General features: G+C 65.1%; 17 protein-coding genes. 6 read left to right on the top strand and 11 right to left on the bottom strand.

The annotated features are described in order from the left end of the window. Nucleotide 1 precedes the first annotated feature (1 nt). The 7 genes from KIO74_RS19925 to KIO74_RS19895 all read right to left on the bottom strand — a co-directional run bounded on the left by KIO74_RS19925 (nt 2) and on the right by KIO74_RS19895 (nt 7,537). A complete protein-coding gene (locus KIO74_RS19925; RefSeq protein ID WP_213333572.1) occupies nt 2-922 on the bottom strand; it encodes a 2-hydroxyacid dehydrogenase in 921 nt (306 codons plus the stop codon). Continuing rightward, nucleotides 919-2,055 carry an NAD(P)/FAD-dependent oxidoreductase gene (locus KIO74_RS19920; RefSeq protein WP_213333571.1) on the bottom strand — a complete coding sequence of 379 codons (1,137 nt, stop codon included), beginning with the start codon at nt 2,053-2,055 and terminating at the stop codon, nt 919-921. The genes KIO74_RS19925 and KIO74_RS19920 overlap by 4 nt, the downstream gene beginning before the upstream one ends. After that, on the bottom strand, nt 2,052-3,434 hold the full coding sequence (locus KIO74_RS19915) for an NAD(P)/FAD-dependent oxidoreductase (RefSeq protein ID WP_213333570.1): 1,383 nt from the start codon (nt 3,432-3,434) through the stop codon (nt 2,052-2,054). Before KIO74_RS19915 ends, KIO74_RS19920 begins: the two co-directional genes overlap by 4 nt. Beyond that, on the bottom strand, nt 3,431-3,712 hold the full coding sequence (locus KIO74_RS19910) for a (2Fe-2S)-binding protein (protein WP_213333569.1): 282 nt from the start codon (nt 3,710-3,712) through the stop codon (nt 3,431-3,433). The genes KIO74_RS19915 and KIO74_RS19910 overlap by 4 nt, the downstream gene beginning before the upstream one ends. Further along, the gene (locus KIO74_RS19905; protein ID WP_213333568.1) at nt 3,696-5,291 is read right to left on the bottom strand and encodes an FAD-dependent oxidoreductase; all 1,596 of its coding nucleotides are present in this window, start codon (nt 5,289-5,291) and stop codon (nt 3,696-3,698) included. Before KIO74_RS19905 ends, KIO74_RS19910 begins: the two co-directional genes overlap by 17 nt. A gap of 62 nt (nt 5,292-5,353) precedes the next feature. Further along, nucleotides 5,354-6,916 (bottom strand): ABC transporter substrate-binding protein, encoded by a 1,563-nt coding sequence (locus KIO74_RS19900; protein ID WP_213333567.1) that lies wholly within the window; start codon nt 6,914-6,916, stop codon nt 5,354-5,356. 21 nt (nt 6,917-6,937) lie between these two features. Further along, nucleotides 6,938-7,537, bottom strand: coding sequence for a helix-turn-helix domain-containing protein (locus KIO74_RS19895; protein WP_213333566.1), 600 nt, complete (start codon nt 7,535-7,537; stop codon nt 6,938-6,940). A gap of 230 nt (nt 7,538-7,767) precedes the next feature. On the opposite strand from KIO74_RS19895, the gene KIO74_RS19890 reads away from it, so the two are divergent. Genes KIO74_RS19890 through KIO74_RS19880 form a run of 3 tightly spaced genes read left to right on the top strand, consistent with a single transcriptional unit; the run spans nt 7,768 to nt 10,990 of the window. Continuing rightward, nucleotides 7,768-8,709 (top strand): ABC transporter permease, encoded by a 942-nt coding sequence (locus tag KIO74_RS19890; protein ID WP_213333565.1) that lies wholly within the window; start codon nt 7,768-7,770, stop codon nt 8,707-8,709. Next, nucleotides 8,706-9,572, top strand: a complete 867-nt coding sequence (locus KIO74_RS19885; RefSeq protein WP_213333564.1) for an ABC transporter permease — start codon at nt 8,706-8,708, stop codon at nt 9,570-9,572. Before KIO74_RS19890 ends, KIO74_RS19885 begins: the two co-directional genes overlap by 4 nt. Nucleotides 9,573-9,610: 38 nt before the next feature. After that, on the top strand, nt 9,611-10,990 hold the full coding sequence (locus KIO74_RS19880; protein ID WP_213333563.1) for an MmgE/PrpD family protein: 1,380 nt from the start codon (nt 9,611-9,613) through the stop codon (nt 10,988-10,990). Between the two features lie 12 nt (nt 10,991-11,002). Here KIO74_RS19880 and KIO74_RS19875 read toward each other — a convergent pair whose 3' ends face one another. Beyond that, entirely contained in the window at nt 11,003-12,136 is a 1,134-nt protein-coding gene (locus KIO74_RS19875; RefSeq protein ID WP_213333562.1) for a serine hydrolase domain-containing protein, read from the bottom strand. 196 nt (nt 12,137-12,332) lie between these two features. On the opposite strand from KIO74_RS19875, the gene KIO74_RS19870 reads away from it, so the two are divergent. The 3 genes from KIO74_RS19870 to KIO74_RS19860 all read left to right on the top strand — a co-directional run bounded on the left by KIO74_RS19870 (nt 12,333) and on the right by KIO74_RS19860 (nt 15,242). Further along, complete coding sequence (locus KIO74_RS19870) at nt 12,333-13,586, top strand: aminopeptidase (RefSeq protein WP_213333561.1); 1,254 nt, start codon at nt 12,333-12,335, stop codon at nt 13,584-13,586. Between the two features lie 10 nt (nt 13,587-13,596). Next, nucleotides 13,597-14,055 carry an acetyltransferase gene (locus KIO74_RS19865; RefSeq protein ID WP_213333560.1) on the top strand — a complete coding sequence of 153 codons (459 nt, stop codon included), beginning with the start codon at nt 13,597-13,599 and terminating at the stop codon, nt 14,053-14,055. A gap of 170 nt (nt 14,056-14,225) precedes the next feature. Continuing rightward, the gene (locus tag KIO74_RS19860; RefSeq protein ID WP_213333559.1) at nt 14,226-15,242 is read left to right on the top strand and encodes a LysR family transcriptional regulator; all 1,017 of its coding nucleotides are present in this window, start codon (nt 14,226-14,228) and stop codon (nt 15,240-15,242) included. On the opposite strand, the gene KIO74_RS19855 is transcribed toward KIO74_RS19860, so the two are convergent. The 3 genes from KIO74_RS19855 to KIO74_RS19845 all read right to left on the bottom strand — a co-directional run bounded on the left by KIO74_RS19855 (nt 15,217) and on the right by KIO74_RS19845 (nt 18,139). Continuing rightward, nucleotides 15,217-16,230: a dipeptidase gene (locus KIO74_RS19855; RefSeq protein WP_213333558.1), complete on the bottom strand. Its 1,014-nt coding sequence runs from the start codon at nt 16,228-16,230 to the stop codon at nt 15,217-15,219. The two genes, KIO74_RS19860 and KIO74_RS19855, sit on opposite strands and share 26 nt — an antisense overlap. A 98-nt stretch (nt 16,231-16,328) precedes the next feature. Further along, nucleotides 16,329-17,225: an ABC transporter permease gene (locus tag KIO74_RS19850; protein ID WP_213333557.1), complete on the bottom strand. Its 897-nt coding sequence runs from the start codon at nt 17,223-17,225 to the stop codon at nt 16,329-16,331. After that, complete coding sequence (locus KIO74_RS19845) at nt 17,222-18,139, bottom strand: ABC transporter permease (protein ID WP_213333556.1); 918 nt, start codon at nt 18,137-18,139, stop codon at nt 17,222-17,224. Before KIO74_RS19845 ends, KIO74_RS19850 begins: the two co-directional genes overlap by 4 nt. Nucleotides 18,140-18,245 lie beyond the last annotated feature (106 nt).

Genomic DNA, 18,245 nt, shown 5'->3' with positions numbered 1-18,245 from the left:
CTCAATACCCCGTCGTGCGGTCGACAAGACCGCGCGGCGGCTTGCCGTTTCGGAGCGCCTCGATCGCCTGCGCCACCTGCGCCGCGGCCGTGGCCGGAACCGTCCAGCTCGCGGCATGCGGCGTGACAGTTACCGCGGGATGGGTCCAGAACGGATGCTCCGGCGGCAGCGGCTCCTGCCGGAAGACATCAAGCGTCGCACCCGCGAGATGGCCCTCGTCGAGGAGCGCCACGAGATCCGCGTCGACAAGATGCTCGCCGCGCCCGGCATTGATGAGATAGGCGCCTCGCGGCAAGCGGGAAAGGCGCGCGCGGTCGAGAAGGTTCTCCGTCGCGGCCGTCTGCGGCAAGAGCGAGACGAGGATGTCGCTCTGCGCGAGGCAGGCGGCAAGCCCGTCGTCGCCCGAGAAGACCTCCACGCCCTCGACGGGGAGGCCCCGCCGGCTCCATCCGCTCACGGCATAGCCGAGTGACAGGAACTGTCGCGCGCAGGCCTGGCCTAACTCTCCCATGCCGAGAATGCCGATCCGCGCGGGGCTGACCTCCGGGCGTCCCCAGCGCCGTCTGCGTTGATCGGCCGCCATCTCATCCCAGCGGCGATGGTGGCGCAACGCGGCGAGCACCACATACTGCACCATGTTCCGCGTCAGGGACGGGTCGATCATGCGGATGACCGGGAGGTTCACCGGCACCGTGGGATCGGAGAGAATATGGTCGACGCCAGCACCCAGCGAGAAGATGCCCTTGAGATTAGGGAAGCTCGCGATGACGCCGCGATTGGCGGCCCATGTCAGCACGAATTCGACATCCGCAACGGGCCCGGTCTCCGGCCAGACACACACGTCGAGATCGGGGCATTCGCGGGCGAGAGCCTCCAGCCATGTGGCCACGGGCGCGGTCTTGCGGATGATGACGAGGCTCATGGCTTCTTCCTTGTCGCGACGGGCTGTTGCTGGAAGCGGTCCGGGCGGAACGCCTCGACGGGTGTGGAACTGCGGCCATCACAGATCAGTTCGCACAGCACCTCGCCAACGGCCGGCGCGATCTGGAAGCCACCGCCGCTGAAGCCGAAGCCATGGAACAGGCCCGGAACGGCGGCGCTCTCGCCGATGAAGGGGCTCTTGTCCGCCGTGTAACCCTCGATGCCGGCCCAGATGCGGATGACGCGGGCGTGGCGCAAGGCCGGCAGAATGGCCGCCGCGCGGCTGCCGATACGCGGCAGCGCACCGCTGTCGGGACGGGATGCGCCATCGCCGGTCGCCACACCGAAGCCGCCGCCCATCACGAGATTACCGCGCTCGACCTGTCGTCCGTAGAAGCCACCGCCTTCGATGCCGATATTGACGCTGACGATCGGCGGGAGCGGCTCGGTAACAAGAATGGTCGGGTAATCGACGCGCAGGGGAATATCGTCTCCCAGCGCCGCAGCGATCTCGGCGCCCCAAGCCCCGGCCGCATTGACCAGCCGGCGCGCGCGGACTGTAACTGCATCACCGCAACGCAATAGAAAGCCATCACCTTCGCGCGTGATCCCCGTCACGAGACATCGCTCGATCACCTCACAGCCCGCCTGCCGCGCCGCCCGCGCATAGGCGGCCGCGACGAGGCGCGGATTTGCCTGGCCGTCGCCGGGACAGAGCGAGCCACCGATGATCTCTGGCCCGAAACAGGGATAGCGCTCGCGGAACGCCCTGCCCTCGAGGATCTCGAGCCCGAGGCCGAAATCCGCGACGCGCTCGGCATAGGCCGCCAGCGCGGCAAGGTCGGCCTGGGAGCGCGCCAGCTTGATGTGGCCGGACTGCAGGTATTCGCCGTCGATGCCGATCCGTGCCTTGAGATCAGCCCAGATGGGATGCGCGCGTTGCGCGAGATGGAGCTGCGCTGCCGAGCGACCCTGCCGGCGGACGCCGCCGAAATTGACACCGCTCGCCCTGGAACCGCCGAGATCGCGCTCCAGCATCACCACCTGCACGCCACGCTGGCGAAGCGCGAGCGCGGTCGTGCTGCCGACGAGGCCGGCGCCAACAATCGCGACATCCGTATCAAGTTGCTTCACGGTTTTGGCTCGCCGAACACGAGAGGCATCGGCTTGATCGGCGCCTGGCCCCGCAGGCGGCCGACCTCGCCGGGCGACCGCCCGCTGTGGTGAGCGAGGAGCGCGCGGGCCGCCGGCCCGCACATCCGCCCCTGACAGCGCCCCATGCCGATGCGGGTCAAGGCCTTCAGCCGGTTGAGCTCATCGACGCCATCATCCCGGCAGGCGGCGCGCAAGGCGCCGACCGTTATCTCCTCGCAGCGACAGAGGAGAACATCATCGGCGAGCGCGAACTGGGCCACACGGGGCTCCGGGAAGGCCCGCCTGATCCCGGCGCGAAACCGGCGCCAGCGCGAGACCCTCGCCTCAAGCAGGCCGGTCGCCGCTCCATCAATCGGAAGGCCGGCGTCTTCACACAGGGCCAGAGCCGCCCGCGCACCGGCCGCCTCGGCGGCATCCGCACCGCGAATGCCCGCCCCATCGCCCGCGATATAGACGCCCGCAACGGACGTGCGACCGGCCACGTCACGCTCCGGCAGGCTCTCGTGCTCCGCCTCGCTATAGCTGAAGCGGCATCCCAGGAGATCGGCGATCTGGGTTTCCGAGCGCAGGCCGTAGCCGAGCGCAACGGCATCGCATGTCACGCGCTCGTCACCCGCGGCCGTGCGCCAAGCGAGACCTTCGACGCGATCCGTGCCCTCGGCCGCCGTCGGTACCGCGCCATGGACGATCCGGATACCTCGCGCCTTGAGCCATGCGACGTAGTAAAGGCCTTTCGCCAGGGTAGCCGGGCGGTGCAGCATGGCCGGCGCCCCCGCGATCTGGTCCGTCAAGCGCGCGCTGTCGAGAATGACGGCGATGCGCGCGCCGGCCTTCGCATATTGATAGCCGACGAGATAGAGCAGCGGCCCGGTGCCGACGAGCGCGACAGACTCGCCGATGGTGCAGCCTTGTGCCTTCAGCGCAATCTGCGCCCCACCCATGCTGAAGACGCCCGGCAGCGTCCAGCCCTTGAAGGGATAAATCCGATCGGTCGCCCCGGTCGCCAGCACGAGATGGCTGAACGGAACCTCCCCCGGCCCGGTATCGCCCATGACATGCAGTTCGCCCGGCACGGCATTCCAGACGAGCGTCCGCGGGCGATAGTCGATGTGTTGGCGAAGCCCCTCGAATGTCTGATGAAGCCGCTCGGCCTTATGCGCCTCGAACCCATAAAGCGCCTTGCGGCTACGGCTGAAGGCGGCCGGGGGCTGGCGATAGATCTGGCCGCCTGCCCGGTCCCCCTCATCGAGGACGACAGGGCGCAGGCCAGCGGCGACGAGGGCCTCGGCGGCACGGATACCCGCCGGGCCGGCGCCGACGATGACGGGCCTGATCTCGGTGGACGGCCGACCAGTCATGTCGCCGGCCCCCCCTCGATCACGAAAGCCATGCCGTCTTCCAGCAATGTGGAACAGGCTCGGACAGAGGGCCCGTCCATTGTCCGCAGCCAGCAATCCTGACAGGCCCCCATGAGGCAGAAGCCCGCGCGCGGCCGATGGTCGAATTCCGACAGGCGCAGATGGCCGGCTTGCGTCAGGACGGCCGTCAGAACGGTATCGCCCGCCTTACCAATGAAGCGCTGGCCATTGATGAAAAAGGCGATGGAAGGCCGGTCCTGGTCAACCGCGCGACGCATGGCGCCCCTCACCGGTTGCGACCGGCGAAGGATCTTTGCCGGAGCCGGGGATGCTGTAGAGCCTGTCGAGCATGGCGAGATAGCCCGCGACCTCGGCCTTGATAAGTGCCTCATCCCAGCCGAGCATGGACGCCATGGCCTCCGCCGCCGGCAAGGCCGCCGCCCGCCCCTGATCCGCCGACCAGGCCAAACCCGTACGGCGGAGAAGGACATCCTCAAGCGTCCGGGCCTGCTCGACGCCGACCGCATGGCGGACGTCGGCGAGCGTGGTCGGCCCATCGGGATCGAGGCGCGCGGTGTTGGTATTCTCGGGGAAGTGCAGCGCGGCCCGCGACAGGATTCCGGGCTGGCCCGACGGCTTCGCGAAACGTGCGGCGGCGGCGACAAGATCCTGCCCCGTGGCGCGGTGCGCGCCGAGCGACCCGTTGGTAAGCGCGAAAACGCCCGGCAACCCCTCTGCCGACAGGTCGTGGATCTTGCGATTGCGGGCGCCCATGGGCACGCCCGGCTCGTAGGTCAGCGGCCGCACACCCGCCCAGGTGGACAACACATTGTCTCGCGTGATGCCGAGCCCCGGCACGAGATGGTTGGTCTCGGCGAGCAGGAATTCAAGATCGGCGGCATCGACGGCGATGGCGTCGCGATCGCCTTCGTAGAGTGTCTCCGTCGGGCCGAAGAAATGCAGGTCGCGCCAAGGCATGCAGTAGAACGGCCGCCCGGCGCGGGTAACGCCGGCAACGCCGTGGCCCCGGCATTCCGGCGGCAGCTTGACGATGATGTGCGCGCCCTTCGTCCCCGTGATCTTGGGCGATACGGCCTGGCCGGTCAGCGCATTCACGTCATCGACCCAGATGCCGGCGAGGTTGAGAACCACGGGCGCGGAAACCATCGCCTTCTCGCCCGTGGCAGCATCAGCCAGCGTCACATGCCACGTCTCACCGTCGCGCTGGATACTGACCGCCGGCGTGTAATTGCGCGCAATGCAGCCGAGCCGTTCGGCGTCACGCACCATGTCGACCGCCACACGCTCGGGCCAGTCGATCTGGTATTCGGTATAGCAGGAGACCGCGCGCAGTTTATCGAGATCCCGGAGCCACGGCACGAAAGGCAGCTCGGCGAGCGCCTTCTTCGCCGACACGCGTTCGTAATCGAGTGGCACCCCGCCCTCGCCGAGGCTGCGCAACAGGAGAAAGGCGCTGTCCACCTGCCACGGCGCATAGGGTCCGCCGTGATAGATCGGATAGTGCATGCGGATCTTGCGGACGCGCTCGGGCTGCGTCTTCACGAAATCGCTGCGCACCTCCATAGAGCGGCGCACCGTATTGACCGCCTTGATGAAACGATCGGGGTGCCAGAGAAAAGTCGTCAATGGCCCGCCCGGCACGAGATAGCGCAGGCCACAGTGCAGGAGCCGGCTGGAGCGCGCCGTGCTCCCCGAGCCGAAATCGCCTTTCTCGAACAGCGCGACCGCATAGCCCTGCGCGGCAGCCGCCTGGGCTGCCGCCGCGCCGTTTATGCCGCCGCCGACGACGACTATGTCGAAGCGGCGGCGATCCAGTGATGCCAAAGACGATCGCATGGTTCTATTCGGTCACTACATTAGTCTGCTATGTTTGACTCGCTCAAATTGCTGGCCAGCGATCACTTGGTCAGCGTCGTCTTCTCGGTGATCAGCGGCCCGTAGGACAGCGAGCCATCGAGCTTATAGCCATAGTCAAGGCCGGCGCGTCGGGCCCAGACCAGCTTCTGCTCGAACAGCGGCACCGCGCAGACATCGGCGATGATCTTCTCCTGCGCGGTCTCCCACAGCGCAATCTGCTTGGCCTGCTCAACTTCGTTGGCAGCCTGGTCGATCTCCTTGTCGGCGACCTTGCAATGCGAGAAGTTCGTGACCGCCGTCGGCGTGCCGACCGAGCTGCCAGAATGATAGAATTCCTTCAGGTAATTCTCGGCAACGGGGAAGCGCGACGCCCCGTAGACAACAATATCACTGAGATTCTGCCGAATTTGCTGATGGTAAGTGGCGTGTTCGACCACATCCATCTCGATATCGATTCCGACTTTCTTGAGCTGAGCCTGCACGATCTGCGCCGGACCGAGGCTGGTGACGTTTTGGCTCGCAATGACCTTCAGCTTGAGGCCGTCGCCGAAGCCTGCTTCCTTCAGGAGCTGCTTCGCCTTCTCGGGATCGTAGGCCGGCAGCTTCGCATCCGGATCGGCGCCGAGCGTCGCCGTCGGGAAGATCGTGGTCGGCAGCGTCGACACAAGCCGGCCCTTGAAATCGACCACCTGCTGGGTGTCGATCGCATGGGCTATCGCCTGACGGACGCGAAGGTCGTCGAGAGGCTTGTGCGTCATGTTGAGATAAGCGGTGCCTTGATAGGCAGGCTCCATGACGTCAAGGACCGTATCCTTCTGGCCCTTCATGCGCTCCGCCCACTTCTGGTCTTGACGGCCATAGACGAGATCAAGCTCACCGGATGTATAAGCGAGGTCACGGCTCGCGTCGGAACGGATATAACGGTAGACGATCTTGTCGATCTTCGGCGTGCCGCGGAAATAATCCTTGTGGGCCTTCAAGCTGACAGACTGGCTCGCCTTGTAGTCATCGAAAGCGAACGGACCCGTGCCAACGGCCTTGGTGCGGAAATCGTCGCCGTATTGCTCGACCGCCTTCTTGCTGACGATGAAGCCGCCCTGGAAGTTGACGAGCGAGTAGAGCAATGAAGACGATGGCTTCTTGAGCGTGATCTTCACGGTGAGGGGGTCGACGGCTTCGACACTCTCTATATTCGCGAAGTCGGAGGAGAACGAAGAACGCTTCGGGTCCGCCGCGCGCTGCAGCGAAAACACGACGTCGTCGGCCGTCAGCGTGCCGAAATCACCGTGGAACTTGACGCCCTCGCGCAGCTTGAAAGTCCAGACCTTCTTGTCATCGGAGACCGTCCAGCTTTCGGCGAGATCGGGCTCGATATCGTCGAGGCTCACCGAGCCGGGCTTGAAGCGCACCAGACCGTCGAACATCCAGGCCAGCAGGATTTTCTCCTGCGTGGCCGCGCCACGGTGCGGATCGAGCGTGCCGAGATCGGACGCCGCCATGCCCACGGTGAGCACCTTGTCCTGCGCCAACGCTGGCACGGCGTGAAGAAGAGCCGTCGCGCTGATGGTCAAGCCAAGCGCGATGATCGCCGATTTAAATCGCATTATGTCCACCCCTGTGAAGAACTAGTCGCTGCTCAAGGGAACAGCGGCCACGACCCAAATAACTTCCGCCCTTGTCTGGCCGGGATTACGCCACCTATGGGGCGCTTTACTGTGATAGCGAAAACTATCACCAGGATTGAGCATGAAGGCCTTGTCCTCGATCCAGAGTTCGAGCTGCCCCTCAAGAACAAGACCGACCTGCTCGCCACGCTCTATCGTGAAGAGCTCCTCGCCCGTCGAACCACCCGGCTCGATATAAGCGCGGTAAACGTTGATGCCCGCCGAAGGCTGCGGCGTGACGATCACTTTCTCGATGCCCTTTTCCGGCGCATTGAGCGACGGATGACTGCCGGCACGCGCGACGATGCCCTTCTCGTCAACTGTCGGCGCCTCGCCAAACTTCAACAGCGTCTCGGACGGAACCTCCAGCGCGTCGGCGATAAGCCGCAACACCCTGACAGACGGTGAACTCAGGCCCCGCTCGATCTGGCTGACGAGACCGACGGAGAGCCCACACATCTGCGAGAGGCTTGAGATGGAAAGGCCACGCTTCTTCCGCGTCTGCCGAATCTGCTGCCCGAGCCACAGGTCGGCGACGCTACGCGCTTCATAAGTCGTCACTTTGCCTTCCATCTCCCAAACCCGGAGCCGTCATGATGGTGAAACGCTCGCATTTGTGACCTCATCATTCAAGTGAAATTTTCATATTGACGATGGCATCACCGCGCCCCTAAGGTGGCCGCCATTCGCAGCTATCGGTGGTACATGCGCTCACGCTCCTTCCGCTCGCCTTGCGGCCGCGGTTGCCGCAAGGCGGCGCCACGCCGTGGGGAAAGACGAGGCCCACATCCGTGTTGACCTTCATTCTCAAGCGGTTGCTTGTGGCCATTCCAACCCTGCTCGGCGTTTTGACCGTCGTGTTCTTCGTCGTACGCGTGGCCCCCGGTGATCCCGCCATCGTCATTCTCGGCGAGTCCGCCAACGCCCAGGCGCTCGAGACGCTGCGGGAACAGCTGGGGCTGAACAAGCCGCTTATCGAGCAGTATTTCTCATTCCTCGGATCAGTGCTGCAAGGTGATCTTGGTCGTTCCATGATCAGCAATCAGCCTGTGCTCACCGAAGTCTGGCGCGTATTGCCCTACACTTTTGAATTGACCGGGGCCGCACTTCTGATTGGCATCATCTTTGGGATTCCGCTTGGCGTGATTTCGGCGCGTTATCGCAATGGCTGGGCGGACTATATCGTCCGTTTCTTCTCGTTGCTCGGCCTGTCGTTCCCCGCATTCATTTCCGCGATCCTGCTTCTCCTCGCCTTCGCGATCACGATCCCGCTCTTCCCGGTGATCGGCGAGGCAAGCTATGCCGATCCCGCACAACGCCTGCGAGCGCTCGTGCTTCCGGCCTTGAACCTCGGCCTGATCATGGTGGCCTATATCACCCGCGTCAGCCGCTCCAGCATGCTCGCGGTCATCAACCAGGACTACATCCGCACCGCGCAAGCCAAGGGCGTGCCGCCGGGCATGGTCGTCGGCCGCCACGCCCTGCGCAACGCGCTCATCCCGATCGTCACCGTCATCGGCCTTTATCTCGGCGTGCTCATCGGCAATTCCGTCCTGACAGAAATCGTCTTCAACAGGCCTGGCCTCGGTAAACTCATCGTCATTGCGCTCAACCAGCGCGACTATCCGACGTTGCAGGCAATGCTGGTGATCTATGCCGTCTTCATCGTCCTGGCCAACATCCTGACTGACCTCGTCTATGGCGTCATCGATCCGAGGGTTCGCAACAAATGAGCGCAGTTCCCGAGATCCGCAGGTCGGCCAGCAGCAAGGTCTGGAGATGGGTTCGCCGCAACAAGGCGGCCTCGCTCGGCGCGGCCATCATGGTCATCGTGACGCTGTCCGCCATCCTTGCGCCCTGGATCGCGCCCTATGACCCGGACGAGCAGAACATCATCCTGAACCTGGGGCCGCCCACGGCCGAACACTGGCTCGGTAACGACACCTATGGTCGGGATACGCTGTCGCGCATCATCTGGGGGGCGCGCGTGTCGCTCTTCGTCAGCCTCACGTCGATCTCGCTCGCCATGATCATCGGCGGCGCGTTCGGCGTGGTGGCCGGCTATTTCGGCGGCCGCACCGATCGCATCATCATGGCCTGCATGGACGTCCTTCTGTCCTTCCCAAGCCTGGTGATGGGCCTGCTCGTCGTCGCCGTGCTCGGGCCGACGATGCTGAACCTGATCATCGCGATCGCATTCACCGCCATCGCGCCCTTCGCGCGCATCGCCCGTGCCCCGACCCTGTCGATCAAGAACCGCGAGTTCGTCGAGGCGGGCCGCACTATTGGATTTTCCGACCTCAGGATCATGGTGCGCTACATCATCCCGAACATCGCCGACGAGGTCGTCGTGCTCGGCACCTTGTGGCTCGCGACGGCCGTGCGCACGGAAGCCTCGCTCTCCTTCATCGGGCTCGGCGTGCGTCCGCCCACACCGACCTGGGGCGGCATGATCCGCGACGGTTTCGAGAACATGCTCGATGCACCATGGCTCGTCATCTTCCCGAGCATCGCGATCCTCATCGTCATGATCGCGCTGAACCTGCTCGGCGACGGGCTGCGTGACGCAACCGACCCGCGCCTGCGCCACGAGTGAGTGAAGCGCCAGCGTGGCGTGGAGAAAGCGAGACCGCGATGACAGCGCCGACCATCGCTGAAGACCTTGCCCGGTTCGTGCGCGACCTCACGCCCTCGGCCGTTCCGACGAACGTCAACGAGCGGGCACGCCATCTCATCCTCGATGGCATCGGCACCGCCCTCGCGGCCAATGCGCGCCGCATGGGCGACGCATTCATCGCGGCCCTCGCGCCCTTGAGCATAAGCGGCACATGTCCCGTCATCGGCAGGACGGAGAGGTTTGCGCCGCGCGACGCGGCGCTCCTGAACGGCCTCGTGATCCACAGCCTCGAGTTCGATGACACCCATATGGGCGCCGTGCTGCATCCCACGGCGACGGCCTTCGCGGCAGCCCTTGCAGCAGCGGAGATGACGGACGCGGCAGACGATGCCCTCGTCACCGCCTATATCGCCGGGCTTGAATGCGGCACGCGCGTCGGTGCGCTGGCGCCGGGCCTCTTCCAGGCGGCGGGCTTTCATCCGACCGGCGTGGTGGGCATCTTCGCCGCCGCGCTCGCCGCCGGCAAGCTGCTCGGCCTCACGGTCCCGCAATTGGTTGATGCACAGGGGCTGGCGCTCTCGATGGCCTCCGGCTCCATGCAGTTCCTGCAAGGTGGCGGCGTCGGCAAGCGCTTCCATGCCGGCTGGGCCGCGCAATGCGGCCTCGTCGCCGCATCGATGGCACGCGAGGGCATCGCCGGCGCGAAAGGAGCGTTCGAGGGCCAGCACGGTCTTTTTGCCAGCTTCACCCGCCAGCCGGTGTCGAAGGCCAAGGCCGCGACAGTCCTGGCCGCGCTCGGCAGTTCCTGGGAGACCCTGGCCGTCGCGGTAAAGCCATATCCGGCAGCCTATTACACCCATGCATGCATCGAAGCGGCGATCGACCTGGCGCTCGCCAACGTCATCGATATCACGCGCATTGTCCGCGTCGAGGCCCGCGTGCCCCCGCCAGTCCTGCCGAAGATCGCCGAGCCCCATGCGGCAAAGGCGCAACCTGCCGATGTCTCAGCTGCGCAATTCGCGCTGCCTTTCCTGGTTGCCACGGCCCTCAGGGCACGGCATTTCGGGCTCGGAGAGCTGACGCCGCAAACCCTCGCGGACCCGGCTATTCTCGATCTCGCCAGACGCGTCACATGCACGGGAGACGCCACGCTGGACTTTCCGCGCTATTACGGCGGCGAGGTCGCGATCTCGCTCGACGACGGCCGCGTCTTGACGCATCGCGTCGCCATCAACCTCGGATCCGAGGACCGGCCTGTCGGGAAGGACTTCATCCTGGCGAAATTCGCGAGCAACTGCCAGCTGGCCGGTCAGCCTGAACACGACGCGCTCGTAGCCCGTCTCGGCCATGACGTCCGAGCACTTGTGGCGGCGACCGGGGCGCGGGTCCCGGCCTGATGCCAACAGGCTTCAGCCATCCCGGTCGCCACCGCCGTCCCCCACGGCCATGATGATGGACTGCATCAGGCCGTTGAGCTGGTCGCGATAGCCGGTGCGCGCGGATGGGTTGCCCTCATCCGAGGTCATCACCACGCTCAGACCGAGCGCCGGCACGATATAGAGCATCTGCCCGCCATAGCCCCAGGCGTAGCGCACATCCTGCCCCGCCATCCGGCGCAGGAACCAGCCATAGCCATAGGCGTCACCCGTGAAGCGCGAGGCCGTGCGCGGCGTCCAGGACTGGTCGATCCAGCCTTCGGAGATCACTGTCGCACCGGCGCGATTGCGCCCCCGATTGCGGTAGAGCTCGCCGAAGGCCAGCAGTGCGCGCGGCGTCATCGCCATTTGGTTTCCGCCGAGATAGATCCCCTGCGGGTCGCGCGCCCAGGAGGCTATGGCGAAGCCTTCCACGGGTTTCATCCACTCCTGCGCGAGAGCGAGCGTGGAACGACCCGTGACCCGGGTGAGGATAGCCGAGAGAAGATGGGTCGACCCCGTCGAGTACAACATCGCACCGCCGGGCTCGTCGTCGAAATCCTGCTCCAGCGCATAGCGCACCCAGTTGCGGCTCGCTACCCAGCGCCCATAGTTGGGACCGGACGTGCGCCCGAGCCCCGCCTGCATCGACAGCAGATGGCCGATGGTCACGCGCGCCAGCCGTGGATCGGGATCGCCCGGCAGATCGCGCAGCAGCAACGGGGCGATCGCTTGGTCTGGACCTTCAAGAATGCGCCTGTCGATCGCAATGCCGACGAGAGCTGACATCACCGACTTCGACGCTGATTTGATGTTGGTGGGACGCGTGGGCGAATGGCCGCGATAGCCGCGCTCGGCCAAGATTTCACCGCGACGCGCGACAAGCACGGTTTCCAGGGCCTCGAGTTCCCCGGCCTTGTCCAGAAGTCCGCTCAGCACGGCATCGAGGGACCGCGCGACTTCCGGCGGATCGGCTTGCGGCGGATCGGTTCGCTGCGGTGAGGCTTGCGGCGATGAGGCTTGCGGCTTTGCGTCGCCTCCGGCGGGCGCGGCCGGATGCCCCTCCTCGGCCCGAAGAGGCGTTGCGGTGATCAACAAGGCGGAGGCGAGAAATATCCTGCGGTCCATGGTCAACCGATTGAGGGCGCGTTTATGGCGAAATCGTGTGTCGAGGCTGCAATCACGGCGGGTCTCACGCCAAGTTGACGGCAAGTTGACGGGAAGCCGCTTCCTCGACAATGCTTCCCGCCGCCTCATTTCCCGTCGCGCGTCATGCCGGGGCGGGTTATGTGTCGATGTCCGGACAATTTCAGGTTGAGCGCCCATGACCACAGAAACGAAAGCCCCCTCCTCGATCGATCCCGTAAAGCTCGACAAGTTGGCCGAAGTGGCCGTGAAGGTCGGTCTGGGGCTGCAGCCGGGCCAGAACCTCTTCCTCACCGCACCCGTCACGGCGCTGCCGCTCGTCCGGCGGATCGCGGAGCATGCCTACAAGGCCGGCGCCGGCCTCGTGACACCGTTCTTCTCCGACGAGGCGATGACACTCGCGCGCTACCGCTTCGCCGCGGATGAGAGCTTCGACAAGGCCCCGGGCTGGCTCTACGAGGGCATCGCCAAGGCCTTCGGCGAAAACACCGCGCGCCTTGCCATCGTCGGCGACAACCCCATGCTTCTCTCGGGCGAGGACCCGGGCAAGGTCGCGCGCGCCAACAAGGCCAACTCCGTCGCCTACCAGCCGGCGCTGGAGAAGATCGCCGGGTTCGACATCAACTGGAACATCGTCGCGTTCCCCGGCGCCTCCTGGGCCGCGCAGGTCTTCCCGGGCGAGGACGAGGCAACAGCGGTCGGCCGGCTCGCGGATGCCATCTTCGCGGCCTCCCGCGTCGACACCGATGATCCCGTGGCCGCCTGGGCGGCGCACAACGCCGCGCTCAACACCCGCACCCGCTGGCTGAACGAGCGTCGTTTCAGCGCCTTGCATTTCAAGGGACCGGGCACGGACCTGACGATCGGCCTCGCCGATGATCACGAATGGCAGGGCGGCGCCTCCAAGGCCAAGAACGGCATCATCTGCAACCCGAACATCCCGACCGAGGAAGTCTTCACCACGCCCCACGCGCGCCGGGTCGACGGCTATGTCCGCAGCACCAAGCCGCTGTCACACCAAGGCACGCAGATCGACAACATCGCCGTCAAGTTTGAAGGCGGCCGCATCGTGGAGGCGACCGCGAGCCGTGGCGCCGAGGTCTTGAACAAGGTGCTCGACACCGACGAGGGCGCGCGGCGCCTCGGCGAGGTGGCGCTTGTTCCCCATTCCTCCCCCATCTCGAAGAGCGGCATCCTGTTCTATAACACGCTGTTCGACGAGAATGCCTCCTGCCACATCGCGCTCGGCCAGTGCTATTCCAAGTGCTTCATAGACGGCGCGAAGCTGACGCCGGAGGAGGTCGCCGCCAAGGGTGGCAACAAGAGCTTCATCCATATCGACTGGATGATCGGCTCTGACGACATCGATATCGACGGCATCGGCGCGGATGGAAGCCGCACGCCGGTATTCCGCAAGGGCGAATGGGCGTGACGCCCGGACCATGCTGATCCGGCCCCAGATCCGGCCGTCAACGCCCGACGACCGGCAGAGACTCTTCGCGATCTGGGACGCCGCTGTCCGCGCGACGCACCATTTTCTGGCGCCGCGCGATCTGGCGGCGATCGCGGATATGGTGCTTAATCACTATCTGCCCACGGCCAAGCTCGCGGTCATCGTCGACGAAGGCGGTCAGGCATTCGGCTTCCTCGGGCTGAACGGCAGCCACATCGACAGCCTCTTCGTGCATCCTGGCCATCACGGCCAAGGCGGCGGCAGGGCGCTGGTGGAATGGGCGGCGCGCAGCCGATCAACCCTGACCGTTGACGTCAACGAGCAAAACGAGGGCGGCCGGCTGTTTTACGAACGGCTCCGCTTCGTCGAGATGGGCCGCTCCTCCCGAGACCATGACGGCCGTCCCTATCCGCTCCTGCACTTGCGGCGGACGGAAGGCGTCACCTGATCGGACCTGCCCGGCTGCCCGCTCTTGCGCCCCTCCCTCGGCCGAAGGCGAAGGGCGGAACGCGTCCGAGTTGACAGCTCGCCCTTCCATGAATGAGCCTGCGTGTTTCCCATCGCCGCGACGGCAAGTTTCTTGCGTTGCGGCTAGGGCAACGCGTGGGAGTGTGTGGCATGTGCCGACTGAAGGAATTCCGGTTGTTCGTCGCTGCCTTCGAGGAAGCCTCTTTCTCAGCGGCGGCCCGGCGGGAGAATGCCACCCAATCGGGCGTGTCGCAGCACATCCAGCGCATGGAAGAGAGCTTGAAGGTCCGCCTGTTCCACCGTCGCGGCAAACGCGTGGTGCCGACCCCGGCGGGTGAGGCCTACTACAGGCATTGCGTGGAACTGTTGCGTTCCCATGCCGACGCCCTCCGCGATCTCCAACGCTTTCGCGGGGAGGAAGGCGAGCTCCGGGTTGGCGTCACACCCTGGATCGCCCGTCATGTGGTGCCGGCCGCACTCGATAGCTTCGTCAGCGTCTATCCCAATGTCTCGTTGATCATCATCGAGGATGAGAACCACTCCCTCGCCGAACGAGTGAAACGCGGCGAATTCTCCTTCGTGGTAATGCCGGAGACCGACCTTGCGGAGAACCCCACGGTTCTCCTGGAAAGCCCCGCCTATCTCGCCTATGGCCGCAGCCGCGAGGCGGATCTGCCCGATGTCGAGCTGCCCGGCCAGCTGTCGCGCGTCAAGCTCGTGATGTCGTCGAGCTGGAGCCGCTGGCGCAAGGTGGTGGATCGCTACCTCGCCGACAACAGTTGCGAGCCCCGCCAGGCCATTGAGATTACCTCCTTATCCGCCGCGATCAAGGTGCTGACAAACTCCGACTGGTGTTCAATCCTGCCCGGCCTCATCGTTTCAGCCGACTCGGACCGCGACCTCGTCGCGATGAAGCTTTTGCCGGACGCGCCGGTTTTCCGCATCATGTCCGTCTGCGCCAACAGGCCCCTGTCGGAAGCCGGAAAGACTTTCCATGCCATGCTTGCCGATGAAATCACGGCGCTGGGCCAGCGGGGCTTTGGCGTGCCCGTCATTGCGGAACGGGCGCGCGGTCGTCCCACTACGAAAGTGGTCGCGCCCGCGCGCAGGGCAGCCAAGCGTGTCGCCGGGGACGCGGCGATTATTCGCCCCAAACATCCCGCATGATACGCAGCCAGTTGCCCGACATGATCTTTTCGACGTCGCTCTCGGCGACCCCCCTGGCCTTCAGGCGATCGAACATGGCGCCGACCTTGCTCATGGTGTCGATGCCGTCCGTGGCGCGGTTCTCGTAGGTGTACCAGTCGCCCATGGGGCCGGTGACGTTCGGATAGATGCCGTGCTGGCCCCACATCTTGGCCCACCCGGCGGGATTGGCCGGGAAGCCTTCCGGAATGTCGCCACCGAAACCGACATGCTCGACGCCGGCGACCTTGATGAGATGCATGAAGTGGTCGACCAGATCCTCGACTGTCGGCATCCTATCGAAGCGCAGCAGCGGCGGCCAGGCCACGGCGCCAGTCAGGCCGCCCTTCTCGGCCACCGCACGGATGAGATCATCGGTCTTGTTGCGCGGGCTCGGATGCAGCGCATAGGCATTCGCGTGGCTGAACACGAGGGGGCGCTTCGCGGCGGCGATGTAGCCTGCGCTGGTCGTGAGCCCCGAATGCGAGAGATCGACGATGATGCCGTGCGCTTCCATCGCGTCGAGCCAGGCGCGGCCGGCCTCGGTGATGCCGCGATCGCCGTCATTGACGAAGGACGCGCCGTAACCGAAAGCGTTCCGTTCGTTGTAGGTCGGCTGCATGATGCGCATGCCGAGGCGCTTGAAGGTGCCGAGCAATGCGACGTCGCCCTCCACCATCAACGAGTTCTGCGAGCCGATGATGATGCCGACGACACCGGCCGCATGGGCCGCCTCGATCTCGGCCGCGCTCGTCACGATGGTGGCCAGATCCGGCATGGCGGCGACGGCGCTACGCAACTCTTCAAGCTGGAGCAGGGCATCATGAAGCCCGGCCTGGGGACGCGTGGCCGTGAGGTTGATGGCGGACACCCCGCCCGCCAGCGTGCGCTGCATCTGTTCGCGCGTCACTGCCGCGCAGTTGAGACCGTCGATGATCAGGGGGCCGGTCGGCTTGTGGGCATGCGTCATCGTTTCCTCCATGAGGCTTTTCAACAATCGATGGTACAGGGGGTGAGCCGGGCGACCTGAATGTGTCCGGCGCGGTCGTCGGGTCTAGCGGTGGGCCATCACGTCTGCTCGTTCGCCAGCCGGGGATCGAGCGCGTCGCGCAAGGCATCGCCGAGCATGTTGATGGCAAGGATGGTGAAGGTGATCGCAGCACCGGGGAAGACCGAACTCGCCCAGGCCGTCTGCACGTATTTCTGGCCTTCGCTGATCATGCCGCCCCAGGTTGGGGTCGGTGGTTGCACGCCAAGCCCAAGAAAGCTCAGGGTCGCCTCTATGAGGATCATGCGCGAGAGCTCGTAGGTAGCCACGACGATCAGGGCGGACAGGACATTCGGCGCGATGTGCTTGAGAATGATGCGTATCGGCGGGGCGCCGATGGCGCGCGCGGCCTCCACATATTCGAGTTCGCGCACGGAAATGACATCCGCGCGCACGATGCGGGCGATCTGGGGCCAGGCGGATATGCCCATCAGCAGGATCAGCACCGGAACCGATGCGCCGATCGCGGCCGTGACGGCAATGACGAGAAGGATAACGGGAAACGACAGCTGCGCGTCGATGGCGCGCAACACCAGTGCGTCGACCCATCCCCCGGCATAGCCGGCGATCAGGCCCATCAGGGCGCCAATCACGCAGGCGATGATGACGGCCGCCAGCGAGATCGCAAGGGTTACCCGCGTGCCATAGATGATGCGCGAGAGGATATCGCGGCCCAACTGGTCCGTGCCCAGCCAATTACTGCCCTGGCCGGTCAGAAAGGACGGAGGACGCAGTCGCCGGACAATGCTTTGCTGGTAGGGATCGAACGGCGCGATCAGGCTTGGGAACAAGGCGCAAACCAGAACGACGGCGAGGAACAGCAGGCTGATCAGTGCAACGGGGGAGCGGAGCTGGCGTCCGAGGGCGATGAGCTTGGGATTGCGCGACCGTCCGACGGTCAGGGTCACGGCGCTCATCTCAGCCTCACGCGTGGATCAAGGACAGCATGGAGAAGATCGGCCGCCAGATTCGACAGCACGAAGATCACCGCGAAAAAGAAGACGACGGCTTGGACCACCGGATAGTCACGGGCATAGATGGCCTGGATCGCCAGCCGGCCGACCCCCGGCCATGCGAAGACGGTTTCGGTCACGATCACGCCTCCCATCAGCACGCCGAACTGCAGCGCCACGACGGTGACGACCGGGATCAAGGCATTGCGAACGGCGTGGTGCAGGAGCACGGCCATTTCCGTCAGGCCCTTCGCGCGCGCCGTGCGGACATAGTCCTGACGGATCGTTTCCAGCAGCGTCGAGCGCATCACGCGCGTCACCAGCGCCAGCATGGTCGAGGCGAGCGTGGTCGCGGGCAGGATGAGATGCCAGATCGTGCCACTGCCTGTACTGGGCAGCCAGCGCAGCCAGACGGAAAAGATGATGATCGACAGGATACCCCAGTAGAAGGTCGGCACCGCCTGGCCAAAAGCCGTCACGCCTCGCACCGTGAAATCCAGCGGCGAATTACGGAAGTAAGCCGAAGCAATGCCAGCGGGAATTCCGATGATCACTGAGAGTGCCAACGTCGCGAGAGCCAATTCGAGCGTGGCCGGCAGACGCTCGATGAGGAGATCGACCGCCGGCTCCTGAAAGCGCAGCGAATTACCGAAGTCACCGCGCATCGCGCGTTCGGTGAAGACGAAAAACTGCTCCACGACAGGCCTGTCGAGCCCGTTCTGCTCCCGAAAGGCCTGCCGCGCTTCTTCGGAGGCATCGATCGGCAAGAACAGCTCGACCGGATCGCCGCTCAACCGCGTCAGCAGAAAGCACGCCATCAGGATGCAGAAGAGCGATGGCAGCGTGTAGAGGATCCGTCTGATCACATAGCCGAGCATGGCGCCCTCTTCTCACGAGGCTTGAAAGCAGCCGGCCTGAAAAGACAGAGCTGGCTGGGATGTCGGCCCTGCCCCGGGACGCCGCCGGGACAGGGAAGTCAGCGTC

It is taken from the genome of Chelatococcus sp. HY11, from assembly GCF_018398335.1.
Taxonomy (GTDB): Bacteria; Pseudomonadota; Alphaproteobacteria; order Rhizobiales; family Beijerinckiaceae; genus Chelatococcus.
This window is presented reverse-complemented; position numbering and strand designations above follow the sequence as displayed.